This is a genomic window from Citrobacter sp. Cs237 (assembly GCF_030332325.1).
In the GTDB taxonomy this organism is placed as follows: Bacteria; Pseudomonadota; Gammaproteobacteria; order Enterobacterales; family Enterobacteriaceae; genus Citrobacter_A; species Citrobacter_A sedlakii.
In genome coordinates this window covers 1-22,362 of sequence record NZ_JAOWIB010000091.1, presented here as the reverse complement: position 1 = coordinate 22,362, position 22,362 = coordinate 1, and the positions used below count along the sequence as shown (strand labels likewise).

Annotated in this window: 25 protein-coding genes; 13 read left to right on the top strand and 12 right to left on the bottom strand. The window is 53.1% G+C overall.

The features are described from left to right. The first annotated feature begins 58 nt into the window (after positions 1–58). The 13 genes from OGY07_RS03820 (at position 59) to OGY07_RS03760 (ending at position 7,866) form a co-directional block, all read left to right on the top strand. Positions 59–685 (top strand): LexA family protein, encoded by a 627-nt coding sequence (locus OGY07_RS03820; RefSeq protein ID WP_139507284.1) that lies wholly within the window; start codon positions 59–61, stop codon positions 683–685. A 628-nt stretch (positions 686–1,313) separates the two neighbouring features. Next, entirely contained in the window at positions 1,314–1,685 is a 372-nt protein-coding gene (locus tag OGY07_RS03815) for a YfdP family phage-associated protein (RefSeq protein WP_016247397.1), read from the top strand. Between the two features lie 52 nt (positions 1,686–1,737). Continuing rightward, on the top strand, positions 1,738–2,568 hold the full coding sequence (locus OGY07_RS03810) for a YfdQ family protein (RefSeq protein WP_032623253.1): 831 nt from the start codon (positions 1,738–1,740) through the stop codon (positions 2,566–2,568). 135 nt (positions 2,569–2,703) lie between these two features. Then, positions 2,704–3,243, top strand: a complete 540-nt coding sequence (locus OGY07_RS03805; RefSeq protein WP_286598757.1) for an HD family hydrolase — start codon at positions 2,704–2,706, stop codon at positions 3,241–3,243. Then, positions 3,231–3,428 (top strand): hypothetical protein, encoded by a 198-nt coding sequence (locus OGY07_RS03800; protein ID WP_016247400.1) that lies wholly within the window; start codon positions 3,231–3,233, stop codon positions 3,426–3,428. The genes OGY07_RS03805 and OGY07_RS03800 overlap by 13 nt, the downstream gene beginning before the upstream one ends. Continuing rightward, positions 3,425–3,928, top strand: coding sequence for a hypothetical protein (locus OGY07_RS03795; RefSeq protein WP_286598754.1), 504 nt, complete (start codon positions 3,425–3,427; stop codon positions 3,926–3,928). Before OGY07_RS03800 ends, OGY07_RS03795 begins: the two co-directional genes overlap by 4 nt. After that, positions 3,925–4,152 carry a TraR/DksA family transcriptional regulator gene (locus OGY07_RS03790; RefSeq protein WP_059686777.1) on the top strand — a complete coding sequence of 76 codons (228 nt, stop codon included), beginning with the start codon at positions 3,925–3,927 and terminating at the stop codon, positions 4,150–4,152. Before OGY07_RS03795 ends, OGY07_RS03790 begins: the two co-directional genes overlap by 4 nt. After that, complete coding sequence (locus OGY07_RS03785; RefSeq protein WP_286598751.1) at positions 4,152–4,364, top strand: hypothetical protein; 213 nt, start codon at positions 4,152–4,154, stop codon at positions 4,362–4,364. Before OGY07_RS03790 ends, OGY07_RS03785 begins: the two co-directional genes overlap by 1 nt. Next, positions 4,361–4,834: a hypothetical protein gene (locus tag OGY07_RS03780; RefSeq protein WP_286598748.1), complete on the top strand. Its 474-nt coding sequence runs from the start codon at positions 4,361–4,363 to the stop codon at positions 4,832–4,834. Before OGY07_RS03785 ends, OGY07_RS03780 begins: the two co-directional genes overlap by 4 nt. Before the next feature lie 201 nt (positions 4,835–5,035). Then, the gene (locus OGY07_RS03775; protein WP_047363398.1) at positions 5,036–5,608 is read left to right on the top strand and encodes a 3'-5' exonuclease; all 573 of its coding nucleotides are present in this window, start codon (positions 5,036–5,038) and stop codon (positions 5,606–5,608) included. A 44-nt stretch (positions 5,609–5,652) separates the two neighbouring features. Then, positions 5,653–5,862 carry a hypothetical protein gene (locus OGY07_RS03770; protein ID WP_001515618.1) on the top strand — a complete coding sequence of 70 codons (210 nt, stop codon included), beginning with the start codon at positions 5,653–5,655 and terminating at the stop codon, positions 5,860–5,862. 2 nt (positions 5,863–5,864) lie between these two features. Then, a complete protein-coding gene (locus OGY07_RS03765; RefSeq protein WP_048993903.1) occupies positions 5,865–7,052 on the top strand; it encodes a phage integrase Arm DNA-binding domain-containing protein in 1,188 nt (395 codons plus the stop codon). 427 nt (positions 7,053–7,479) lie between these two features. Further along, on the top strand, positions 7,480–7,866 hold the full coding sequence (locus OGY07_RS03760; RefSeq protein ID WP_192841973.1) for a phage integrase central domain-containing protein: 387 nt from the start codon (positions 7,480–7,482) through the stop codon (positions 7,864–7,866). Here OGY07_RS03760 and OGY07_RS03755 read toward each other — a convergent pair. The 12 genes from OGY07_RS03755 to OGY07_RS03700 form a co-directional block, all read right to left on the bottom strand. Continuing rightward, the gene (locus OGY07_RS03755) at positions 7,802–8,248 is read right to left on the bottom strand and encodes a hypothetical protein (protein ID WP_286598739.1); all 447 of its coding nucleotides are present in this window, start codon (positions 8,246–8,248) and stop codon (positions 7,802–7,804) included. The genes OGY07_RS03760 and OGY07_RS03755 overlap by 65 nt on opposite strands. Before the next feature lie 281 nt (positions 8,249–8,529). Then, positions 8,530–9,912 (bottom strand): VasL domain-containing protein, encoded by a 1,383-nt coding sequence (locus OGY07_RS03750; RefSeq protein WP_286598737.1) that lies wholly within the window; start codon positions 9,910–9,912, stop codon positions 8,530–8,532. A gap of 42 nt (positions 9,913–9,954) precedes the next feature. Beyond that, positions 9,955–10,428 (bottom strand): hypothetical protein, encoded by a 474-nt coding sequence (locus OGY07_RS03745; RefSeq protein ID WP_286598735.1) that lies wholly within the window; start codon positions 10,426–10,428, stop codon positions 9,955–9,957. Between the two features lie 22 nt (positions 10,429–10,450). Continuing rightward, positions 10,451–10,903: a type VI secretion system baseplate subunit TssE gene (gene tssE, locus OGY07_RS03740; protein ID WP_060569342.1), complete on the bottom strand. Its 453-nt coding sequence runs from the start codon at positions 10,901–10,903 to the stop codon at positions 10,451–10,453. Then, positions 10,896–11,432 carry a type VI secretion system lipoprotein TssJ gene (tssJ, locus tag OGY07_RS03735; protein ID WP_286598877.1) on the bottom strand — a complete coding sequence of 179 codons (537 nt, stop codon included), beginning with the start codon at positions 11,430–11,432 and terminating at the stop codon, positions 10,896–10,898. The genes tssE and tssJ overlap by 8 nt, the downstream gene beginning before the upstream one ends. Beyond that, positions 11,413–12,516, bottom strand: coding sequence for a type VI secretion system baseplate subunit TssG (gene tssG, locus OGY07_RS03730; RefSeq protein WP_286598732.1), 1,104 nt, complete (start codon positions 12,514–12,516; stop codon positions 11,413–11,415). The genes tssJ and tssG overlap by 20 nt, the downstream gene beginning before the upstream one ends. Then, complete coding sequence (gene tssF, locus OGY07_RS03725) at positions 12,471–14,234, bottom strand: type VI secretion system baseplate subunit TssF (RefSeq protein WP_286598730.1); 1,764 nt, start codon at positions 14,232–14,234, stop codon at positions 12,471–12,473. Before tssF ends, tssG begins: the two co-directional genes overlap by 46 nt. Before the next feature lie 15 nt (positions 14,235–14,249). After that, entirely contained in the window at positions 14,250–14,993 is a 744-nt protein-coding gene (locus tag OGY07_RS03720) for a YidX family protein (protein ID WP_286598728.1), read from the bottom strand. Between the two features lie 50 nt (positions 14,994–15,043). Then, positions 15,044–16,639 (bottom strand): type VI secretion system protein TssA, encoded by a 1,596-nt coding sequence (tssA, locus tag OGY07_RS03715; RefSeq protein WP_286598726.1) that lies wholly within the window; start codon positions 16,637–16,639, stop codon positions 15,044–15,046. Beyond that, a complete protein-coding gene (locus OGY07_RS03710) occupies positions 16,639–20,043 on the bottom strand; it encodes an ImcF-related family protein (protein WP_286598724.1) in 3,405 nt (1,134 codons plus the stop codon). Before OGY07_RS03710 ends, tssA begins: the two co-directional genes overlap by 1 nt. Positions 20,044–20,102: 59 nt before the next feature. After that, a complete protein-coding gene (locus tag OGY07_RS03705) occupies positions 20,103–21,365 on the bottom strand; it encodes a KPHS_23130 family T6SS system protein (RefSeq protein ID WP_286598723.1) in 1,263 nt (420 codons plus the stop codon). Positions 21,366–21,367: 2 nt separating this feature from the next. Beyond that, positions 21,368–21,631: a PAAR domain-containing protein gene (locus OGY07_RS03700; protein ID WP_060569349.1), complete on the bottom strand. Its 264-nt coding sequence runs from the start codon at positions 21,629–21,631 to the stop codon at positions 21,368–21,370. Between the last annotated feature and the right edge of the window lie 731 nt (positions 21,632–22,362).

Below are 22,362 nucleotides of genomic sequence, written 5' to 3'. Positions count from 1 at the left end.
TCTAACTTTGGTCAATAAAAACTAAGATTACTTAGTCTTTTTTAAATTTGGTGCTTTCATGGAAACGGTTGGTCAGCGCATTAAAGCCCTACGCAGGGTTACAAAAACCTCTCAAAAAGAACTGGGTAAGTTCTGCGGGGTTAGTGACGTAGCGGTGGGTTATTGGGAAAAGGATGTGAATATCCCAAACGGAGAATCGCTGGTTAAGCTGGCTAAATTCTTCAATACATCAATAGATTACATTCTTTACGGCACTGAATTTGAAGGTACCCTCATAACTAAAATGAGGCGTGTGCCCGTGATTTCCTGGGTTCAAGCTGGGCAGTTTACGGAATGTAAGGCCGCTGAGTTATTCAGTGATGTTGATAAATGGGTTGAAACATCACTACGCATTGGGGATAGCTCGTTCGCTTTAGAGGTCAAAGGGGATTCAATGACCAATCCAAATGGCCTCCCAACAATCCCTGAAGGGGCAACCGTTATTGTTGATCCAGATGCCGAACCCCTTCATGGCAAGATTGTTGTTGCGCGTATTGATGGCACTAACGAAGCGACTGTTAAAAAACTGGTCATTGATGGCCCACAAAAATTTTTAGTCCCACTAAATCCTCGCTACCCCAACATCCCGATCAATGGTAACTGCCTCATTATTGGCGTAGTTAAAGGCGTTCAGTACGAACTCTAATCCCTTCCCGCTCTTCCTCTAAGCATCAAGCTAAGTTTAGTTTGATGTTTTCACTTGACCAGCAAACTAAGTTAAGTTAGATTTTTTTCTGTCGAAACCGAACCACCGCGCCTGATGTGGTTAAAAGCAGGCCAAAGCAATAAGACGTGTTCCCTGTTCTGGCTGCTCACTTTCCCCTTGAGGGTGACAGCCAGCTTTTTAAGGGCATAACGTGAAAGCGCACTCCTTCTCTCTTTCACTGCGGGGGCAGGTTTGTTACCGAAGTAGTGCGCTTCCAGTTGTGGTAATGCGGCTCTGCGCACGTGACGAGGCCAACAAGTTTTTATTTCAACTTTTGAAATGAATACGTTTCTTGAGGTGTAGCGTCGCCGGTTCTGGCCGGTCCGGCAGGTGGAGGCACCACCGCCACAACAAAATCATTGCTGTGTGTAGTCTTTGCCCATCACATCGGTGGGCACCTTTTTTACACAAGAGACAAGGGCATCACCGGGCGACGGGCTCATTCCCCAATCCACCCGGGCGCTATGGAAATGGACCTCCTACCCATAGCCGAAGCGCAGGTGCCCTTTTCTGTTGTGTATGGAGAAGTTCCACTGGCGGTGGCAGCCGCCTCACAGAGGGTTAAACCATGAGTAATGACCGCATGACCGTAGTGCCCGATTTCCTGGGCGAACTGGATGCCGGCGTGTTCATGAACAAGATCGCGGCAGCTTTAAACACTACCGCGCTTGGCGTTCTGAATAACGGTACCAAAGGCAAAGTAGTCCTCACCTTTGATATTGAGCGTATGGGTAACTCCGTCGAAGAGAAGCGCGTCAAGATCAAGCACAAGCTGAACTACGTCACCCCAACCCCGCGCGGTAAAGCCTCCGAAGAAGACACCACCGAAACACCAATGTGGGTTAACAAAGGCGGCAAGCTGACCATCCTGCAGGAAGATCAGGGGCAGCTGTTCGGGATCAACGGCGGCGTTGACGGAAAGCTTAAAGCGGCACAGTGATCCGCAGCAGACAATCACTGACATCCCTTTGACCACATATTAAGGAAATTTTATGTCCCAGATTTTAGACGGCAATGCCCTGCAGCAGGTGAAAGACCTTGTTCTTTCCGGTTATCACCTCACTGCAGTTAAAGAAACAGCATGCCCTACTGCCCTCCTCCCTGATGGCGTAAACGTAGAGAGCCTTGAGCGTTTCGATCTGGAGCGTTTTCGTTTCCGCGGTGCCATGACCACAACCAGCATTCCTGACTTTGTGCGTTATGCAGCTGGCTATGCCAACGAAGTTGAACCAGCGCGATGCTTTATCGATGCTGACAACATGACCGCACGCTCCGTGTTCAATATCGGTACGCTGGCTAACCCTGGCCATGCTGATAACGTCGCCTCAATCACCCTCAAAAAGACAGCGCCATTCCGAGCCCTACTTCAGGTAAATGGCGATCGACTGGGCCAGAAGGAAATTGCTGAATGGCTGGAGGACTGGGCCGACTTCCTGAGCGCATTTGATGCCGACGGGAATGTGTTGTCCATCGCGCAGGCAGCTGGTGCCGTTCGTCGCGTCAATATCAAACAAGTCTCGGAAGCAGCTCATGAAGACGAAGATTTTGGCGGCAGAAAGTCCCTGATGCAGAGCGTTGAAGCCAGCAGTAAAGACGTGATGCCTGTCGCCTTCGAGTTCAAATGCGTGCCATATGAAGGCCTGGGCGAACGCCGCTTTAGCCTGCGTAACAGCCTGCTTAAAAGCGGGGAACCGGTGTTTGTACTCCGCATCGTTCAACTGGAAGCCCAGGAAGAAGCTATCGCCAACGAGTTCCGGGACCTGCTGATCGAGAAGTTCACCGACAAGCCGGTTGAAACCTTTATCGGTAACTTTAAAGCGTAATTTCTCTGCATTAAATCCCCGGCGCCGCGGGGATTTATTGAAGCGTAATTCCCTTTATTAATCGCCAATGGCGAGGGATTCGTACAACCCAAAACTGGCGCAGGTGCAGCTGCCAAATATGGAGAAGAAAATACGATGAGTTATATCCAGACACTTTCAGGTAAGAAATTCGATTACCTCAATTCAACCACTGACGACGTAGAGATCGAGGATATTGCGACCGCACTTTCCCACATCTGCCGCTTCAGTGGTCATCTGCCGGAATTTTACAGCGTGGCCCAGCACTCGGTACTGTGCAGCCAAATTGTGCCGCCAGAGTTTGCCTTTGAAGCCATGATGCATGACGCAGCTGAAGCCTATTGCCAGGACATCCCTGCCCCCCTGAAAGCATTGCTTCCAGATTACCGTCGCATTGAAGAGCGGGTAGAACAGCTGATCCGGGCCAAATTCAGCATCACCCCTGATATGTCAGCGGTAGTGAAATACGCCGATCTGGTGATGCTTGCCACGGAACGCCGCGATCTGGATATCGACGACGGCTCACTCTGGCCTTGCCTCGAAGGTATTCCGGCCAGCGACATTATCCAGATCGTTCCTCTTCGCCCAGGCCAGGCATATGGCTTGTTCATTAACCGTTTCAATGAGCTTACGGAATCACGCGCATGCCTCGCATGAAGATAAAAGAACTGGTAGCCGCAGCCCATGCTGCGGCGGGGAAACTGCCACCAGCAGAAGCCTCTCTAATGCGTGAGGTAGCCACTCGCCTGGACGTGACATTTGCCGCCTTGACGGAATCGATGGACCAGCGAATGAGCCTTGACGCCGAAATTAACCATCTTCGTCAGGAGTCCGTCCAATGACTACCAACAAATACGCGACTCTGCGCGGCACCATCGCCAGAGCTAAACGCAACGACTGCCAGAAGGTAGTGATGCGTGTGACGTTAGTTGAAGAACTCCTCCTTCATCTGTCAAACGCTGAGAAGCAGGTAGCTGCGCTGGCTGCGGAAGTTCAGGCGGTGCGATGGGCTGCCGGGCAGGTTTATTCAGCTGGGTATAATCATGGGCACCTTAATACTGCTGATGAACTCCCCTATGCATCTGATGAAGAACTTCTTCAGAGAGGAAATGAAGTCCTTATCGAGTTCACCGACCCAGACCATTCAGGCAATGTGACCGACGCTGTACTGGATGAAGTGCGTGCCCACGCTATCAAATCTGCCCTCAACGATTGTTCGGAGTACCTCGATAGGGACTGCATCATGGATTCGAACGGCATCAGTTATGAAGATGCTGCACTCCGTGAAGCGGGTGCAATGGCGCTGCACGATGCGTTACTTCGCCAGGAGCGCGCCGTATGAGTTCAGACATCATCGATCAGGCAAACGAGCTGGTAGAGCACCGCCTGCAGCTGGCCATACAAAAACACCGTATTGATCAGAATGCAGTCTCTGCAGAGCACTGTTCTGAATGCGGAGAGGACATTCCTGAGGCGCGCCGGGTTGCAATGCCTGGCTGCCAAACGTGCGCCAGTTGCCAGGAATTTTTAGAGCTCATGGTTAAGCAGATAAGGGGTAATCGATAATGGCAGTAAACCAGAAAATAAAAACCCATACCGGAACCATCATCACCAAAGATGGCGAGAAAACCGTGCATTTGCGCGAGACTCCAACGACCTGGTGTGTTGGCCGCACTGAAACCTACCGGAAAGAAGATGGCCGCCGCAGCGGTGCACCGATGACATCACGCCGTTTGATTCTGAGCAGCATTAAGCCGATAGCAGGTCATGAAGCATGAAAACTTATTACATCCATCCGGCGGCGTTCGGTAGCACGGACCCCGGTTACGGCCATGTTCCCGTTGTGAAGGCTGACGAAGCAGAGAAGCGTGTGGCTGATCTGGAAGTGGTGAAAGAGCTGTTTTTACGTGCAAAGGCTCTGATGTACCAGTCAGGCGGGACACTAATCGAAAACTCGCTTAATCCGATTGATGCATGGCTGTATGACGCAGAACGCGCCGCCGCCATGCTTCAGGGTGCCGAACCTGTAACGACGGCTTACAAGTTGCCAGAGGGGTGGGTGGCGGTGCCGATTGAGCCGACAGAAGACATGATCGTCAATGGGTTCGAGTCAGAGCCAGATGAGAGCTTTAGCGATGCGGAGGTCTGGGAAGCATACGACGCCATGAGCGGATGTAAACAGGCAGCGCACCGGGCGAAGCTGTGCTGGGCAGCCATGATTGCAGCAGCGCCCAAACCGGAGGCCTAATGCCCAGTAAACTCAAACAGCGGCGCTTGCGCCGCCTTAAAGCCGACGTAGCCTGGTGGCGTGAAGAGGCAGAGGATTGCCGCTCCCGCCTGCTGGAGCTGGCAGGGGAAATCGATAGAGTACGAGCACAGATCGTCAGAGTACCAATGCCGGTGGTTGTCCCCTCGGCTTTAATCGCAGAATTAGCAATGGAGAAAGCAGTTGAACGACTTAATGATTGACCTCGAATCAATGGGGAAAAAGCCAAACGCGCCGATCGTCTCAATTGGTGCCGTCTTTTTTAACCCCCAAACAGGTGAACTTGGCCAAGAATTTTACACGGCCGTCTCGCTTGAAAGCGCAATGGCTCAAGGTGCGGTACCGGATGGAGATACAATTCTTTGGTGGCTAAAACAAAGCCCGGAAGCACGCTCAGCTATTTGTGTTGATGACGCGATGCCTATCACTGATGCACTGTCGGAACTTAGCCATTTCATTCACCGGCATGCATATAATCTCAAATACATGAAGGTCTGGGGTAACGGGGCCACCTTTGACAATGTGATTCTGCGCGGAGCTTACGAACGCGCCGGGCGCATTTGCCCGTGGGAATTTTGGAACGATCACGATGTACGCACGATCGTTACCCTCGGTCGCAGTGTTGGTTTCGATCCGAAACGTGACATGCCTTTCATTGGCGATGTTCACAACGCCCTGGCTGATGCGCGCCATCAGGCAAAATATGTGTCAGCAATTTGGCAGAAACTTATCCCTGCCACCAGCACCAACGAGTAAACCACTCAGCCCGGGTGCAGCCGGGCTTTATGGAGAAGGAAACCATGGCAAAGCTAATGAAAGCGAGTCTCTGGAGTAAGCGCGAATTTACCAAAGACTCCATTCCTGACAACCGTACAATTAAACGTTGGGTCGAAAACGGATTACTCATGGGAAGGATTGTAGATGGTTCAGTTTTTGTCTATGAAACCGAAAAGTGGGGAGTTGACTCAATTGTTAATCAGGCGGTACGTCAGTTAATAATTGAGGGTTGACCATGGCAGCAAGGCCACGAAAAAAAGAATACCGCCACCTTCCTGATTATCTTTTTTTTGATAAAGATCGTGGCGTGTATAAGTTCACGCTTATAACTGGGAAAAAGAAAACTCTCGGTTCGGATCGAGTAATGGCTATCGCCATCGCCCGAGAGTATAACCTGAGGATGCGCCCTGAAAATACACCATCGATAGATTCATTAATTCGGGAATCTGGAGGGCTGAATGGTGAAGCCCACCCGTTTTCTGAACATGTTGATCGCATTATGGAGAGAGCGATCAAAGATGAGCAGCCTTCTAAAAGCACACTTGACGATTGGAATAATGATGCCATCAGGGTTAAAGAATTTTTTAACAACATACCCGCATGCGATATTGAGCTTGAGCACGTAAATGCCTACATACGAAATTACCATTCTGAATCGTCGGCCAATGTTCAGAACCGAAAAGTTAGCTTCCTGAAAAAGCTATTCTCTTATGCTGTTGATGAATCGCTAATGATGGATAACCCTGCAACACGGAAAAAAATGCGGCGTGTCGATAAAAAGGTCCGCCGGCGACTCACTTTGGAACAGTTCTTGGCCATACATGCAGCTGCTGAACCTTGGCTGAAGACTGCAATGGACCTTGCCATACAAACTACGCAAGCGCGCCTGGAAGTTTCCCGGATCCGGTACTCGATCAAGGAACCTCAAGAAGGGGTTTGCGGCTGTGTATGGTTCGATCAGGAGGAGGCTGGCATATTCGGAACGCTTTACATTCATCGGCAAAAAGTGCAGCACAAAGAGGCTTCACACGTCGCTATTCCGATCGGCAGGGCCCTGAAAGAGATCATCGACAACAGCAGAGACAATGTGGCCAGCCCTTATGTTGTTCACCGGCTTCTGGAAAAGAGAAGCAATCCGATAAGCAAGGAAGTTAACCACCCAACACAGGTGGCCCCTGATTATTTGAGCAGGGCATTTTCAGAGCTGCGGGACCGGATAGGTGTAGCGGCAGAATTACCTATCAAAGAAAGGCCAACTTTCCACGAGATTAGAGCGCTGGCGGCTCATATTTTCGAAAGACAAGGTATCGATCCGCAGGCAAGGATGGCTCATAGTGATGCAAAATCGACAAAAATTTATACCCAGAACCATGTGGAATGGGTAGAAGTTCCTCATGCTGAAATTGTCTTTAAAGCCGGGTGATGTATGGGGAAAAACCTACCCGTAACTCATTGATGTATATAGTGCGGATTTTGCAAAAAATGCACTGTTTGCATATACAGTCAAACATGCCGTAGCACCAGTATTTACAAGGGTTGCAGCGGCTTTAACGCAGTGACATGGGGTGTCGGGGGTCGGAGGTTCAAATCCTCTCGTGCCGACCAATCAAATTTTTGAACACATAACAGATGTAAGTGTGTTCATTACCCCACGAAAAAACAGCGAGTGTAATCACTCGCTGTTTTTTTATTGTTCGTAGTCGTTCATAGTTGTTCGCTTGCATCCGCAGTTTTCTGACATATCCTGTGGCTATTCGGCCAACGTGCTGAATTTAAAATAGCCAGGAAGTCGATTTTCCCTAATAAATTCATTTCATTATGGATATCACTCCACAGGGTTCTAAGCTCTGATGTTTTCGTTACCCCATCCTCATGCTCAGCAGCGCCGAACAATAAGCCTCGGTCCCTGGCCCGAGGTTTCTCTCGGTTACGCCCGCGAGATCCGCGATAAGGCCAGAGAGCTTTTAGTCCGGGAAATTGATGCGCAGGAACATAAAGAGGCCGAGCGGCTCGAACAGCAGCGCCTGAAAGAGAACACCTTCAAAAAAATTGCAGGTGACTGGTATAAGGTCAAATGCTCCAGAAACCTCACCCCGCATACGCTCCAGGACATCTGGAACTCACTCAACAGATATGTTTTCCCACATATCGGCGATCTGCCGATCCACGAAATCACCGCGCCAGTTTATCGCGGCGCTGGAGCCCACCCGCGCCGCGGACAAGCTGGAAACGGTTAAACGCATGACCCAGAGTATCAACGAAACCTTTCTCAATCAGGAACTTGCTCATGAATATTTCACACCATGAATGGCTGACCATCACGGAAGCAGAATCCATGCTTCCTGATTCGAGTGCACACGCAGTATTGCCATTTCCTGCTCGGTCCAGGGGTTCGCAGGCCTCTTCGCTTTTTTTTCCAGGATCCATGCCATAAGCCATCCGTCTTGCTCCCTCCGGACTCCTGCCAAGTATGGAAGCGATCTTACTGATGGGCATGATGCCGTGATGGTCTTTTAAAAACTGGCGTTCCTGATCGCTCCAGTTACTGACAGTCACTCCCAGATGACTGGCTTGTGAGTGAATTGCCTGCCTTGTTCTGCCGGGCAACAGTGCCAGCATATACCCCGATCCCTTATGATAATGCAGACGGATCAGCGATAGTTCGTCTTCCGTCCAGGGCCGGGAACCCGGTTTACCCCCCCTCCGGATTTATACGCTATTCGTCTCACTGCACCAACGCTTCGCCCCAGTTTTATGGCGATTTCCTCTGTCGGAAGTTGCCCATAGGGACAGATGATTTCGCCTGTTTTGCGCTTTACCTGCCATCAGCTCGACACCTCAATTCGTTTCTTGCTCCCTGACAAACGCGATTTTTTGCTTAACGACGGAATGCGCTGGAATCATTGGCCCCCCGGGCCTGTTTCTGAATGAACATCCTCATACTGGTTCGATAACTGTCCCAGTGTGTGGTTCAAAGAATCCAGATGACGTGAAGCCCGTTCAACATTGATCCCGTTCTTATTAACGTCCTCCTGCGATGTAACAAGTTGTCGCAGTTGCTCTTCGACCGGCACTGCACTGGCAAACGAACTGGTTATCTGCCAGACCAACGTCTTCAGCTCACTACCCGTCAGGTATTTCCCTTTCTGATGGTCCAGCGCATCAAGCTTTGCCGACAGCGCGTGAAGTTGTTTCATTCCCTCATGCCAGCCCTGCAACTGACTTGCCGGCAGCGTTCTGGCTACCTGATATTGCTCCCAGTGTTTTATCAGTTGACGGGTTGCCGGATCGTTCGGCCACAAGGCCTTTGCCTGCGAAACCAGTCCCTGACCATAGCGAAGCCGCCAGCCCGGCGACAAATTCATGATCCCGTTGACCTGATTCGTTATTCGCTCAAGCCACATGGCAGATTCTGTCCGGCTGTTATCCGTTTTCCTGAAAGCATCGATTTGCGGGGGAGTCATGGGTTCGGGCAGCCAGGCAACGGAGGCGGCCATGGATTTTGTGGCGTCATCCGGTCGATGCATAGCCTGCCATCCAAAAACGGTCGCTGCGCTCAGCACCATCGAGGTTGCCATGCCAGCCATAAAGGCTGGCCATCGTTTTGGCTTAACCGGTGGTGCTTCTGCCACCTGCACCTTTACTTCAGGATCTTTATGGATGACATAGACCAGCTGGCTGGCAGGTGGAGCCGCTTCATCCCCCCTCACCAGCACTTGTTCAGGCAAGGCCGTGTCCTGGGTTGTCTCCTCCTGCAGAGGACTGTTCTCCAGGCGACTTAAGGCACTGCGTATTTGCTGCAACAGAGGCCTCAGATTGCAGGCGTGCCTGAGTTCCTGACGCTTCAGAATGTCGTCCAGCGCCTGCAGGTGCCTTTCCGCCAGTTCAAGTGCGGTAAAGTCTGCCGGCGATAGTGACCAGGTCCGGAAAAGTTTCTGTAAGCGCTGAAAAAGGCCATTCAGGATCTCCGCCCGGGCGTTAACCGGCTGTGGCCAGAGTTGCGTCCATTGATGGCTCAGCAACGCAACCAGTATGTTGAGGCCTTCATTCATCCCCCTGACGCGGGTCAGATAGCTGCGGGCAAGGGTATACCACGCCCCTGTCTGCAGCTCCACGCCGTGAATCTCAAACAGGGAGAGCGACAGTGTTTCCACCTGCTTCCAGTCGACGTCCGGACGTGCCGGATGCGTCAGTTTATTCATCTCATCGCGCAGCGCCGCAAACTGAGGCAGTGAACGAGGATCGCCGCCGGTTCTCACCTGGCGTGGTTGTTCGTCATGCATGTTTTAGTTGTCCGTGGACTTCAAAGCGAGCCAGATTCAGGGTTACTCAGGAAGCAAAGAGACAATCATTGTAAAGAATGCCTCTTCATCAAACCGGGCAGGATTGCCGCCCTGCACGCCGGCCGGACACCAGGTCCAGTCATTCTGCCCGCCACTGCGCATAAACAGCCGGTACAGGGGCCGGATATTGGCCTCAGTATACAGGCAGACCTCCATGCAGCCGGTCACGCCCTGCCCGTACAGAAAAATGGGGGTAAACCGGATACTCCGCTGCGCGTAGTGCAGGGTAATACCCGGCACCGAAAACGCGCTCCCGCCAATCAGGAACTCAATCAGGGAAGTGGTTGTGGCTTCGGTGTGCATCTTCGTCCCGTTAAGCCACTCATCCATGGACGCCTGAAGCTGACTGATCCGCTCACGAAACGCCGCAATGTCCGCTTCTGCTTTCGTGTCAAAGGCTACATTACGGGGATGCTGGTCCTGCAGTTTTTTAAAAAATCGTGATTTTGCCGACATGCTTTTACTGTCCGTCAAAAGATTAGAGGCGGGTCTGAACATCAAGATATTGCTGCTGTTTGAGGTGGCGTATCAGCACGCAACCTTCGGGCATAAATTCCGTGCCGTAACGTACCAGGCCTATTCCCCTTAACTCGGCATCAATGGCGTAGCGCAGTTCGCCGGGAATAGCCTGCTCAAGCAGAACCACATCGATTTTCTTAAGCCGGGGCTCGTACTTAAGCAATACAGACGATAAGATCCCCATCAGTTCATGGGTCGTGCCCGGCATCCCCTGCAGAATTTTGATCATATCCGGCAACCCATAGTCCGGCAGGTGCGCCAGCGTACCGGCGCGGCAGTTAAGAATGCGCTGCATATTGTCGAGTACGGACAGAATCACCTGGTTCTGCTCACTGACCTGGTGCAGGTCAAGACCTCCGGTAAAGTTGCCGTAAAGCGTTTCATACAGTGAAGGACAGGATGACTCACTCATCTTTCAGCGCCTTCAGGCTCAGCCGGTTGTTACCTGCCTCAATCACCCGGGCCTTGTCCGGATCGAGGTCGTCACGGCTCAGCACTACCCGCCAGGTATTGTTCACCTGGTCCGGCGACATAAACATGCCAGCCACCGCAACATACTGCGCAGTTTCCTCCATCGGCATATCCACCATCACCGACCCACCCGGCTGCAAACGAATATCTTTCTCCGCTACCAGGTCTGCCTGAATGGCCTGGCTGTCAGCCTTAAACAGTGACGGGTAGTCCGTCGTGTCGAAGGTTTTCCGGTCTTTGAGCTGGTAAATACGTACCACCGTCGACAGTGCCACGCCGCCTGCATTGCTGTTGACGGCCTCGCGGGCGCGAATATCCAGATGCAGGGTCTTTACCTGTTTATAAAAAATCGACCTGGTCACCGCAACGGTGCCGTCTGTCACTTTTTGCGTCAGCCCACAGCCCGCCAGCATCAGTGTGATACTGGCGGCCAGAGCAGCCAGAGGAAATTTACCAGCGGTAATCGCCATCTTCATCGGTCTCCCTGCGGTGAATATTTTCCTGGACCCGCTCATAGCGGCCAAGACTGATAGTTATGATTTTGGGGTGTACGACGGTATTCGCCGCATTCAGTGGGCGCATCACGGCGGTGCGACCCAGTTGCACCGCACCAGCTTCAGGTTTACTGTTCATCGTCGCGTCAGGAAGCAGGCGACGGTCGACACACAGCTGTAAACGCACACTGAGACGCGACCCGAGATACACATGCAGCAGCGCCATTAAGTCCGTGTGCAGTTCACCACCGGGCAACCAGCCCTGTACCTCCGGCGAGCTGGTAGTGGTCAGACGCATCAGTACCTGGCTGTTCACATCGGTGGCATAGTTACCCATCACCGGACGGTTTGTCAGGGTGACAGGCTGGCTGACGCTCATGGTCAGAGGCTGCCTCAGCGGCACACGGCGTTTGTCATGATGCCAGATTTTTACCTGCGTGCCGGGTGCCAGCAGTCGCACTAGTGAGGCCATGCCTTCTGCAGTCCTCCCTGGCAGCATCATGACCGGCAGCAGCGCAAGAAAGCGTGAGGCTGGCGCTGCGATACTGTCTGTACAGCCGTCAATCCCGAGCCCGGCCAGCCCCAGCAAATACTGCGAGGTTTTGTCCTTACCGCCTTCCTCAAAGGTTGCCGGATACGAATATTTCCGCCAGATGCGGTAGTACTGGGCAATCAACCGGTGGTTGAAGATATCGAGAAAATCGGCGGTGGCTTCATACCCTTCCCGCCGCTGGGTAATGTCATCGATATAGTGCGTCGGCAGCGGCGATTCCACGCCGTAAAGCCCCATAAAGGTGATGCGGACCGTGGGAGGCAGATGCAGGTGCTCCGGTGGTTCAATCCCTTTGATTTCGGAGGCCGGGAAGCCCATCCCCGGGTGTGGCCGAAAACGTACCGGCTCATGACGTACCTGCCAGGTGCTGCCCGTAACCGGTTTGTCCGGCTGGCTCTGCTCCAGCAACTGACAGAAGCGGTAAAAGTTGATATATGACAGCCGGTCACCCAGCCGCTCTATCAGCCTGGCAGACGCGGACTGTGGTTCTCTTTCCACCGGATGCATTTTCCTTCTGGCTGAACGATGAGGGTGAGCTGGTTGAACTGGTTCATATCGGCATACAGCGCAAAAAACCGGTTAAGCATTTCACCGAACAGATGAATATCGCCCTCGCCGGTAAAACCATTGCTGTCGAGGGTCACTTCGATATCCAGCCCCCGAAGCAGGTAGCCCTGTTCAAAACGTTGAAGGCGATGGTGCTCTACATGCTGAATCGCCTCCAGACGTCGGGTGTTCAGTTCATCTTCCTGCCAGTTGTAGAGCGCCAGCGTCCCGCGCAGCACTTCGGCGGTACTCAGCATATTCAGGAAACCGGATCCCAGGTGGCTCAGAACCCGCCAGTGAAAACGGTCTTCAGAAGGCGGATAGACTGGCAGCGTTGGTTTGCAGAGATTGCGTACTGAAAGTTGTGTACTGACCACCTGCTCACAGCAGTCCAGCAGCGTACTCTGTAGTGCACGGCGCGGCAGCTGGCCGTTGGTGCCGGTGATTTGCAGCGATACGGCTTCACGCTCAAACAGGCGGTCATCTTCCCACTGGTGCCCCCCAAGGATAAGCCAGGTGTCATACAGCCCGGTCACGCTGCGCTTCACGCGGGTGTGGTAGTAACGGGGTGGTGCATGACGGCGCATCATCCCCCCCTTGTGCCTGAAGCTGCTGAACGGCACGTACTCGGCATCACCGGTGCGCTTTGAGCCAGTAACCGAATCCACCGAAAAAATCTCGGTGTGTCCGTCCTGCAGACGTTTAGGGCGCAGCAGGTACTCACTTTCAAGCCCGGTAATGGTGAGCGGGTCAGCTTCCAGTGTGAACAGGTTAATCACCGGCACACAGTGCAGACGAACCGCATCATCAGAGACCGGCAGGTCAGATGGCCATGGCGTATTGAACACGACTTCAATATCAAAATACTCGGCCCCCGCTGGCGGCGTGATGCCCTTAAGGCCGTTAAGGTAGACAAACATAAACTTGTCGCGGAAGGTGAAATACTCCAGCAGAAGCTGGTAGCCGCTGAACGCGGTATCGCCTTTCGGCCACAGGCAGTCTTCGTCACGAAAACCGCCCGGTGAGAAATATCCGTCAAGCCGGATACGGTCAGTCTGCCCGGGCAGGCGCATATAGAGGGCGGCCTGCCGTTTGGTCAACATCAGGTGCAGCTGGCTGCTGACGGGAGCGTCCGCCCCGAGATAAAGACTCAGGTGGCTGAGGTCCGCATGGGACCAGTCCGCCTGGGTGCTGCAGGCAAAACGCATCCGCAGCAACGAGCGCCCGTCCGGCTCAGTGCCCATGGTCACACCCGACACGCTCAGGGGGTTGAGCATCACATCCTGCGTGGTGCGATAGCGGCAGACCGTGCTCTTCGGCCCCACCGGGCGGGAGTATACCTCCAGCCCCGCAGGCACCACTTCCGCCATTTTCATGGCATGCCGCGCCGGGGTGAACGCCACCACCGAAAGCGACGGAATGGTACGCAGGTAATGCGGCCAGAGCATACTGACCAGCCCCTCGGTAAGTTCCGGCAGGTCGTCGTCAATCTTTTCGCGCAGTCGCCCCATCGAGAAAGCAAAGCCTTCAAACAGGCGTTCGACATACGGGTCGGGAGTCCCGACTTTATCCAGGTCGAGCATCGCTGCACGATCGGGATGGGTCTGCGCGAACTCTTTTGCGGCTTCACGCAGGTAGCGCATTTCTGCATCAAAATAGCGCAGGGTTAAATCTTCCATAAAACACCTGTTTAATTAATGTCCGAATGGTGAAGGGCCATTAATGAGCTGGAGCAGACTTAATGATATCGGGAAAAAAACAATATCAGCAGTGAGTGCTAACGGGGTAACGACAATATTGGTCGCCAGATTTACGGGGTGAAAATCGGTTCCAGACTCCAGCGAATAAAACTGAACGCTGTACGTTCTCCCCAAAGATTCAGTCTTATCAAAAGCATAATTAAGGCTCACTTTGGGAATAATCACTCCCGTGATATATACGTCCCTGACATACCGGACACCGTTGCTGCGGAAGCCTGCATGCTGAATAGTCTTTAACTCTTCTGTTGAAAGCATCCTGGAGGATTTATTGACTTCGACAGGAAGAGCATCGCTGAACTGAAGCACGCTGTCGCTGCCTGATGGTTTGTTTATCCGAAACTTAAGGGTATTCTCTTCCCGACCTGATATCAGGGGAATTTGAGTTGCAAGTTTATTAAGGGACAGAAGTTCATCAGCCCCCCGGGTCAGAATGTATATATTTTTTTCACCTACAAAGGCAACACCTTCAGAGGGAACGTTAACAGTAGTTTTTTTGCTTCCCTGAACAACAGAAACAGCAAGGTTTTTATACTGAAATACACCGGTTACACTGTCCTGAATCTGAATATGTCTCTCTGTTTTTGGCTCGGCGACCTTATTTCCTCCCCACAGCAGTGCTGTACAACCTGAAAGCAAGAACATCACACCTAAACAAGTAAATATTCTAAGACGTTTCATTTTTTAATTTCCCTTGATTCTGATTTCTTTCCTGAAGGTATGACTAATTATCATCCGCAAAGCACGGCGGCACGGGCAGGATCAACTGCGATCAGTCCGGCAAGTAACTGGTCCATTACTGGCGTAAGGCGGGCCTTATCAGCCTCACTGCGACCGGCTTTCAGGCGCAGGAGTTTCAGATGGCGGGCCTGTACCTCAAACAACAGCTCAGGCTCCCAGTTCGTAAGGGTGAGTTCACCGGCCCGCTCGCCCAGCTCCGCAAACAGATGCACCGCCAGCTCATTTTTGCCGTACTGCTCCGCGATACGCCCCATCAGCAGGCGCAGCAGCCACTGCTGGCGTACGGTGGTGATGCCGGGACGGGCCTGCAACCAGCCCAGTGCCGCATCCGGGCCTTCACTGTCGGCCAGTGCCACCGCTTCCGGCTCCAGCGCCAGAATGTCATCGTTGCCTGGGGACATCTGTGCGGAAGGAGTGTCATTACCCCACCCGCCTGTCGAATCCAGCACGCTCTGCTGGATCCAGTTCAGCGTCACGTCATCCGCAAATGGCGTGCCGTCACTGAAGGCCAGTGTTTCGAGCCCGGACAGACGGGTCAGCAGCCCTTTCAGGTCAGCCGCGATAATACCGGCCAGCGTGTCCTGACCGGATTTCGTCAGCGCCTGATGGATATACCACTGCAAATCCAGCCACAGGTGATTGGCACCACGGGAAAACGCGCTGTCCGCCGTTTCAAGCATTTCAGCCCAGTTCTGTTGCAGGTACAGGCGTTTAAGCAACGCGCGCTGATCCGCCCTTGGCGGCTCAATACGTGTACGCCCCTGCGCATCCGTGGCCGGGATGGCCCGCAGTGTGTCATGACGCAGGCTTTTCATCAGATGGTGCGCTGACAGCCAGCCATCCGGCTGCTCGCGCAGGTATTCAGTGAGCGTACGAGCCTGGGCCAGCAAATCCTGGCCGGAGGTGATACGCCCGATGGCCGGGGCGTCGCTGTGGCTGGTCATGGCAGGTGTGTCGCTGGTACTGGCGTTCTGCGGTACCACCGCATCCACGCCCCCTGCTTTCTGCAGACGACTTTCCAGTGCACCGTACAGCGCGTTAAGTTCCGGACGGGTTTCATCTGGCTCATTTTCGGTCAGTTGTGCTATCAGCAGCAGCGCCCCGGTGGTACGCATCGCATCGATCCTGACCACTTCCGGGTACAGGGAGAGAGAATCCGTCATACGCGACCCCGCCAGCCATTCCAGCGCCGCCTTACGGCTGCGGTCACGCTGCGGGTGCAGCTGTGGTCCAAAGCGCTCCAGCAACCCGGCCAGCAGTTCAAGCCCTTCAGCCAGCCCCTGCTCGCCTTCGCGGTGCAGCTTCGCCCAGCAGTAGTACGTCGCGACGCGAATGTCTTTCGCAGTGCTGGTCAGCAGCTTCTCCGCCAGCCGGCAGATGAGTTCGGTATCCGCGCCGGAGAGTTTGTTGACCTCTTCGCGCATCTGCTGGAAGTCATCGTCATAGCCGGGTTCTTCGCCAGCGGGCGATGAACCGGACAGCGGCTGCAGCCAGTTGTCCCACTGCGCCACGCGCTCACGGGTTGCCGCAAGCAGCGGCTCTTGCTCAGTCTGGCAGGCGCTGAGTAAGGCATTGAGCATGCTCATCAATATACGTCCTCTGTATCATTGCCTGCACTGGCAACCTGGTCTGGTGATGTTGCACCGGAGGTGCTGAAGATGGTTTCCGGCAGACGGAAATTACGCAGTTTCAGCAGCGCCAGTGGCCCCTCGCCCGCCTCGGTACGCAGGGTGTATTTGAGCGTGCGTCCGTCCTGTGCTTTCCAGCTCAGACTGTAACTGCTGTCAACGCCCGGATAAGCACTGACCACCGCTTTATCAAGCAGACGTATCCAGCCCCAGGCACCTGGGATATCGGCGTACTGACGGGTTCCTGCCTGCGTGCTTATCCAGCTCAGGTTCGCACCGGGTGCTTCGGTATCCGCAGGCCAGGCGAAGCGCTTCCATGCCGGCAACTGGTTCACATAAATAAGCTTCTGGCTGTCGATAACCATGTCCGTCTGCATCACGCCATCAGCAGTGCCCGGACGCAGTTCGAAATTCATGCCGGCGTTGCCTTCGGTGAAAGCGACATCCGAGATATGGCTCAGGGTATTGATGGCATTGAGGAATGCAGGGTTAAAGACCAGCCCCTGCGAGTTGATGCTGTCCGGCACCCAGTGGTTGCCCTCTTTGTGCAGCACTCCCCTGAGGCGGGTCTGCAGGAACTGGGCAATACGCCCGGAATCTGCATTGAGGTATTTAGCCAGCAGCGGCAGGGATACATCACTGCTGGAGTTGTTAAACGGATAGCGTCCACTGAAGGCACTGTTCCACTCAGCAACCACCGCCTGCTGCCACTGGGCATTGAGGCTTTCCGCCGCCGGGGTCAGTACCTGCTGCCAGGCCTGCTCCATCGGCTGAACAAACACGGTACGGCCAAAGCCGCTCCACTCCTGGCCGAGACCGGCGGCAATCAGGCTGCCGTAGTCACGGGTTTCAGTGAGGTCGACCGCCTTGCCCTGAAATACGGTCTGCGCCAGCGTCTGTGTCATCGCCTGCGGGTCGGCGGCATTGGTCACCTGCTGCAGACGCAGGCGCACCTGCGTCACCCGGGTCAGGTACGACTGAAGACTCAGCGCCTGTGCTTCAGTGTTGCTTTTATCCATCAGCGCCAGTACCGGACCAAAGGTCGCATCCAGCGGGCCGTGAACACCGGCACTCTGGTCAATGGCATCCTGGTTGTCACCACCCAACAGATTTTTCGCTGATTTCACCAGTGAATCAGAAATCGCCTCCCCAGTTTGCCCGGTACGTCCCTGCACATTCAGGGTGTTCATCAGTGCCACCAGTGGTGACTGACGCACGTCGGCCATCAGGGTCAACTGGTCAATGGAGTCTGACAACGTGACGGCCTGGTTCCAGTGCAGACTATTAAGGAACTCAAGCCATGCCCCGCCGAAGTCGGCAAAGTAACGCTCCGTCAGGCGCTTTTTCAACGCTTCCGGAGAGGTTTCATCCTGTTTATTCACCTGACGCTTGCTGTCAGTGAGCACCCAGTCAAGCTCATCCCGGCGCGCCTTCACCACTTTCTCAATGGCAGGCTGCACGGCCTGCTCCCAGGCCTGCCGGGTGAACATGCCCGGCACAATTTCGGTGGTGCTGAACAGGCGGGCGGCGTCAGTATCGCCGGTCATGTCTTCAAGGCGCATATCGACATACAGGTGCGACACCCGGGAGAGCATCTTCTGGTACAGGGTCGATTCACTGTTACGTACGCCCATCAGACGAACCAGCAGGGAGCGCGCCTGGCTGACCAGGTTCTCATCAGCCCGTAACTTCCACTCGGGATGTGTCGCCAGTTGGGCACTGTAAAACGACAGCAGCGACGGCCCTATCCCCTGCCAGACGCCGTCTTTCACACCATCACGCTTCGGCCAGTCATTCATCAACGCAGAACTGAACCAGGATGCATCCATATGCTCCGGGCGGGCCAACATCAGATAGAGTTTGAGCTGGTCATAAGTGGTTCTGGCCATCTGCTCACGTAGCGGGCTGCCCGGTGGCAACGCATTAAAGGTATTCAGTTGTCTCTGCAGATAGTCAGCGGCGGCATCCCGCAACAGCGGCAATGCGCTGTCCTGGTAACGTGGCCATAGTGCGGCCAGCAGCGCATTGTTCTGGCTTAGTCCGGCCTGCTCGTACCACGGCACGCCATGCTCAGAACGGTACTGCAGGCGGGCCAGCGTTTTCTGCAGTTCAGACAGAGCGTGCAGGCGCTGTTCCAGGGACTGATTCTGCCGGGCGGCAAGTGCAGCCTGGGCATTAGCGCTGTCAATCTGGCTGCGGTTGGTGACATACGCGATGCTCATCCAGGCTGCCCAGGCGACCATGCCTGCAGCAAGTAGTATGCGCAATGCCTGCCACGACCCAAAACGTTGCTTCCTGGCGCGTAATTCCGCAGGAAGCTCAGACAAGGACGTCAGCAACAAGTCCCAGCGATTATCTCTGCCCCAGTGGTGTTTAATCTCTCTGGCGGCACCCGTAGCTGGAGGGCTAAACATCATACCCGCCAACGGCAAGGAACGATAAGGGTTCAGCAGTACGGATAACGGTGTACTGATACTTCCCGGCGACAGAGAAAGCTGGCTGGTAAGATCAAGCAGATAGGTATATTCCGGATTAATACATATTTGCTGTATCCCCTGCGCGGTCAGCTTTTCGCATAAGCTTGCAAGCTGGACATCAATATCGGCAGGTTTTGCGCGCGCCGGGAGCAAATAACCCACGGGTTGCGTGATCCGCCCCTGATGTTGGCTTCCCGGCGAGACTGACCATAGATAAAGAGGTAATTTCCATCCAAGCGCCTCAAAGCGGGAGCTAATGCGGCTGGAAATATTGTCCATTTCATCTGGTGATAGCGAACTATTTTTAGCAGGCTGACTCAGTGTCGCAAATTGAGAAAACGCAGAGGTTACCCAGACCATCGCATCCACGGAACGATGGCGTAATTTACACACACCACTGAACCAGTCGCTGTCCAGAGGCATGTCAATGTCACCTCCCCACAACAAAACCGTCCCCTGATCTTCCAGCCAGTGCTGAGTGCTGAGCCCGGGCGCCAGATATTCAACATCAGCAGCACGCCCCGTCAGCATCAGGAATGTGACTTTACGTCGCCAGCAACGACCATACTGGTAACGAAGTGCCTGCTTAAGATCGGTCAGTGTGTCGAAATAAGGTGTCTTGAGAGTTGATTTTACTGTTTTTTGGGATAAGGATGCGCTTACTTTCTCGTTATTTCGGTTTTTGAAATACTGGAAGATTTGCCCCCCATAGCGGAGCAAAAGAATGACAGCACATAAACCCAAAACGACATAAAGCTTAACCCTGGGTGAGTCCAGGCCAAGATGGTCCCCAAAACGATATATACCCAGAGCGATGCCCGCCAGTAGCGCTATGATAAAGCCTGGACGACTAACCCAGTGTTCCGTGTTATTCGATGCATCCATCCTCTTTCCCTGCCGTAATAATATAAATAAATTAATCGCTCTTTTGCTTTTACTGCCGATCATCTGTTTTTCGGATTAAAAGCAGCCGCCTGTCCCTGTTGTTTTTCTGCGGGCGTCACCATGGTGACCCACAGCGGGACATTATCATGATTGTTTCCACTCACAATCAGTTGCGAATCACTGCGATGGCAAGCCTCAACAGCACAGGCAATGGCAACCCATGGCGCAGCAGGCCCGGGATACCCAAGTGTCTTGCCCAGATCGTGAATGTCCTGCCCCACGTTGATGGGACTTTGTATTGCCTGCAAACCTGTAGCAATTGCCATATGCCATGCCGGGTTAACACCGACCAGAAAACCACTTTTTACCTCACCGGCAGCGATCGGAACCCACTCCATTGATTGCTTCAGGGCATACTGAAAATCGTCAGCTTCAGTGTGATGCATCATCTCCGGGCGGTGTAATCGGGCAAGTGGTTTTAAGTCCTGCGATACCTGATTACCTCCCAGAAGCAGCCCCACAATATTCTCAGCAGATCCTTTCGGGTGCTCAGGTCTGACCTGCAGAGCGATAATCATTAGCAGTGAATGGGCATTACGTAGATCATCAAGCCATTTATCCACTACTGACAGCCCCCTCTCATCAAGGCGTATTGCAGATTGTCGGATTTGACTCGCATCCCAGCTCTTCTGCCAGATTTCCTCCAACTGGCTTTCGGGTAAGCTACTGTTACTTTCCAGCAAAAGTGATACGGGGGTGTCCAGGGGCAGGGAAGACAGTACAATGCTGAGTTCTTCGAGCGTTTTCTTCAATCCGCGCCCCAGCATCTGCCCGGTATCCTCGCCATCAGCCAGAGCAAGTCGGCTATGGCGTATACCTTCATGGCTTTTCCATGAAGGCTGAGTTTTTAATGCTTTAACTTTTCCCCGCAGTGCCTCCCACTGCTTCGCGCCGTCGGTATCCTCGGGTTCCCGCAGAGCACTATGTAAGCTTATTCCAAAGACGTTCAGGTAGCGCTGCCCGCGCTGAATTTCGCGGTGAAGCAGACGATCACGCTCTTTATCCCTGCTTCGCGCCGTGCCCAACTGCCCTTTATACCAGGCGACGCGCAATGCCGCTAAGATGAGCCAAAGCAGGGAGGGAAGACCTAATGCCGATGTCCAGAATTCTTGTGAATTGATCTCTGTCCGGGACAGATTACTCAGTATTGCATCAGCCATTCCCCCCAGTAGCATGAAAACCAGTAAAAGCAACCACACCCACCAGATCGGTGGACGCGGCTTGATCGCAGGAGCCGGGATCAGCTTTAAATTTACAGGCATATTCAGCTCGCCGTAGCCTGAGGCAGGCTAGAGATCAGCTTACAGCCACATGCGCAGCGGTGACCGTCGAAGGCCACCGGTACACCATTATCTTTAAATGTCGGATGGCCTTCAGCAACCACAGTTGGCCCGTGTCCTTCGATGGGGCAACTAACGGGATCGCCGAGGCGGGCAACACCAATGCCACCAAATTTCATTTTTGTGGAACCACTTAATACAGAACCACCGCCTGTATGTTTATCACCGATACGAATTATACTCTTCATTTATATTTCCTTTTAATAACAACATCATCATACATCTCTGGACATACACCAAATAAAACCACACCACCTAAAAAAACGGGAGAGATTCTCTGATAAATAACAGTAAATGAGAGGAGTTGTATTAACACAAAAGAACGCATCGAACTCAATTCAGATTTGCTACCAACCCAACAAAAAATAGATGACTGAAACTTTGCATGTCGAAACTAATTAATTTAGTTACAGTGCTGACTTAATGTTAGTTCACTTATTATTACTCTTTTTGGCTGGGAGTATCCCTGACAAAAATGCCAGCGCGAAAGATATATAACTTATAGTTTTCATGGTAGACGCTGAGTTAAAGCACTCAGTCCCACACCCGCTGCCACTGACGCCAGCACCGATAATCATGAAGCTGAAGAACAAACTAAAAAGTCCAATGGCAATAAAAAAAACGACTAACAACACTTTAGCTATCTTTGGCATAAATATTAACCTCTTCATTGAAAATAACATGTTGTTTAATGACTATACATCACAGACATTCTCTTTCCAGTGAAGGAATTAATTCAAGAGATATGTAAAATACTTACGCTTCACCAACTAATCGCCATTCCACTGCGCGTTCCTCACGCACCCGTTTATCACTGAACGGCCACGGACGCGAATACTGCCTCTCAACAATATCCATCGGCATGGTTTCACCTTCGGTAAAGTAACGGATCTCTTCCTGACTGATACCCGTATGCGGT

Coding starts and splice junctions, on each gene's coding strand:
- OGY07_RS03700 (WP_060569349.1), bottom strand. CDS start 21,631: ATGAAGAGTATAATTCGTATCGGTGATAAACATACAGGCGGTGGTTCT.
- OGY07_RS03705 (WP_286598723.1), bottom strand. CDS start 21,365: ATGCCTGTAAATTTAAAGCTGATCCCGGCTCCTGCGATCAAGCCGCGT.
- OGY07_RS03780 (WP_286598748.1), top strand. CDS start 4,361: ATGAAAACTTATTACATCCATCCGGCGGCGTTCGGTAGCACGGACCCC.
- OGY07_RS03795 (WP_286598754.1), top strand. CDS start 3,425: ATGACTACCAACAAATACGCGACTCTGCGCGGCACCATCGCCAGAGCT.
- tssF (WP_286598730.1), bottom strand. CDS start 14,234: ATGGAAGATTTAACCCTGCGCTATTTTGATGCAGAAATGCGCTACCTG.
- OGY07_RS03720 (WP_286598728.1), bottom strand. CDS start 14,993: ATGAAACGTCTTAGAATATTTACTTGTTTAGGTGTGATGTTCTTGCTT.
- OGY07_RS03770 (WP_001515618.1), top strand. CDS start 5,653: ATGGCAAAGCTAATGAAAGCGAGTCTCTGGAGTAAGCGCGAATTTACC.
- OGY07_RS03785 (WP_286598751.1), top strand. CDS start 4,152: ATGGCAGTAAACCAGAAAATAAAAACCCATACCGGAACCATCATCACC.
- tssE (WP_060569342.1), bottom strand. CDS start 10,903: ATGAGTGAGTCATCCTGTCCTTCACTGTATGAAACGCTTTACGGCAAC.
- OGY07_RS03815 (WP_016247397.1), top strand. CDS start 1,314: ATGAGTAATGACCGCATGACCGTAGTGCCCGATTTCCTGGGCGAACTG.
- OGY07_RS03810 (WP_032623253.1), top strand. CDS start 1,738: ATGTCCCAGATTTTAGACGGCAATGCCCTGCAGCAGGTGAAAGACCTT.
- OGY07_RS03745 (WP_286598735.1), bottom strand. CDS start 10,428: ATGTCGGCAAAATCACGATTTTTTAAAAAACTGCAGGACCAGCATCCC.
- tssJ (WP_286598877.1), bottom strand. CDS start 11,432: ATGGCGATTACCGCTGGTAAATTTCCTCTGGCTGCTCTGGCCGCCAGT.
- OGY07_RS03765 (WP_048993903.1), top strand. CDS start 5,865: ATGGCAGCAAGGCCACGAAAAAAAGAATACCGCCACCTTCCTGATTAT.
- OGY07_RS03805 (WP_286598757.1), top strand. CDS start 2,704: ATGAGTTATATCCAGACACTTTCAGGTAAGAAATTCGATTACCTCAAT.
- tssA (WP_286598726.1), bottom strand. CDS start 16,639: ATGAGCATGCTCAATGCCTTACTCAGCGCCTGCCAGACTGAGCAAGAG.
- OGY07_RS03710 (WP_286598724.1), bottom strand. CDS start 20,043: ATGGATGCATCGAATAACACGGAACACTGGGTTAGTCGTCCAGGCTTT.
- OGY07_RS03755 (WP_286598739.1), bottom strand. CDS start 8,248: ATGCTGGCACTGTTGCCCGGCAGAACAAGGCAGGCAATTCACTCACAA.
- tssG (WP_286598732.1), bottom strand. CDS start 12,516: ATGCATCCGGTGGAAAGAGAACCACAGTCCGCGTCTGCCAGGCTGATA.
- OGY07_RS03750 (WP_286598737.1), bottom strand. CDS start 9,912: ATGCATGACGAACAACCACGCCAGGTGAGAACCGGCGGCGATCCTCGT.
- OGY07_RS03820 (WP_139507284.1), top strand. CDS start 59: ATGGAAACGGTTGGTCAGCGCATTAAAGCCCTACGCAGGGTTACAAAA.
- OGY07_RS03760 (WP_192841973.1), top strand. CDS start 7,480: ATGTTTTCGTTACCCCATCCTCATGCTCAGCAGCGCCGAACAATAAGC.
- OGY07_RS03790 (WP_059686777.1), top strand. CDS start 3,925: ATGAGTTCAGACATCATCGATCAGGCAAACGAGCTGGTAGAGCACCGC.
- OGY07_RS03800 (WP_016247400.1), top strand. CDS start 3,231: ATGCCTCGCATGAAGATAAAAGAACTGGTAGCCGCAGCCCATGCTGCG.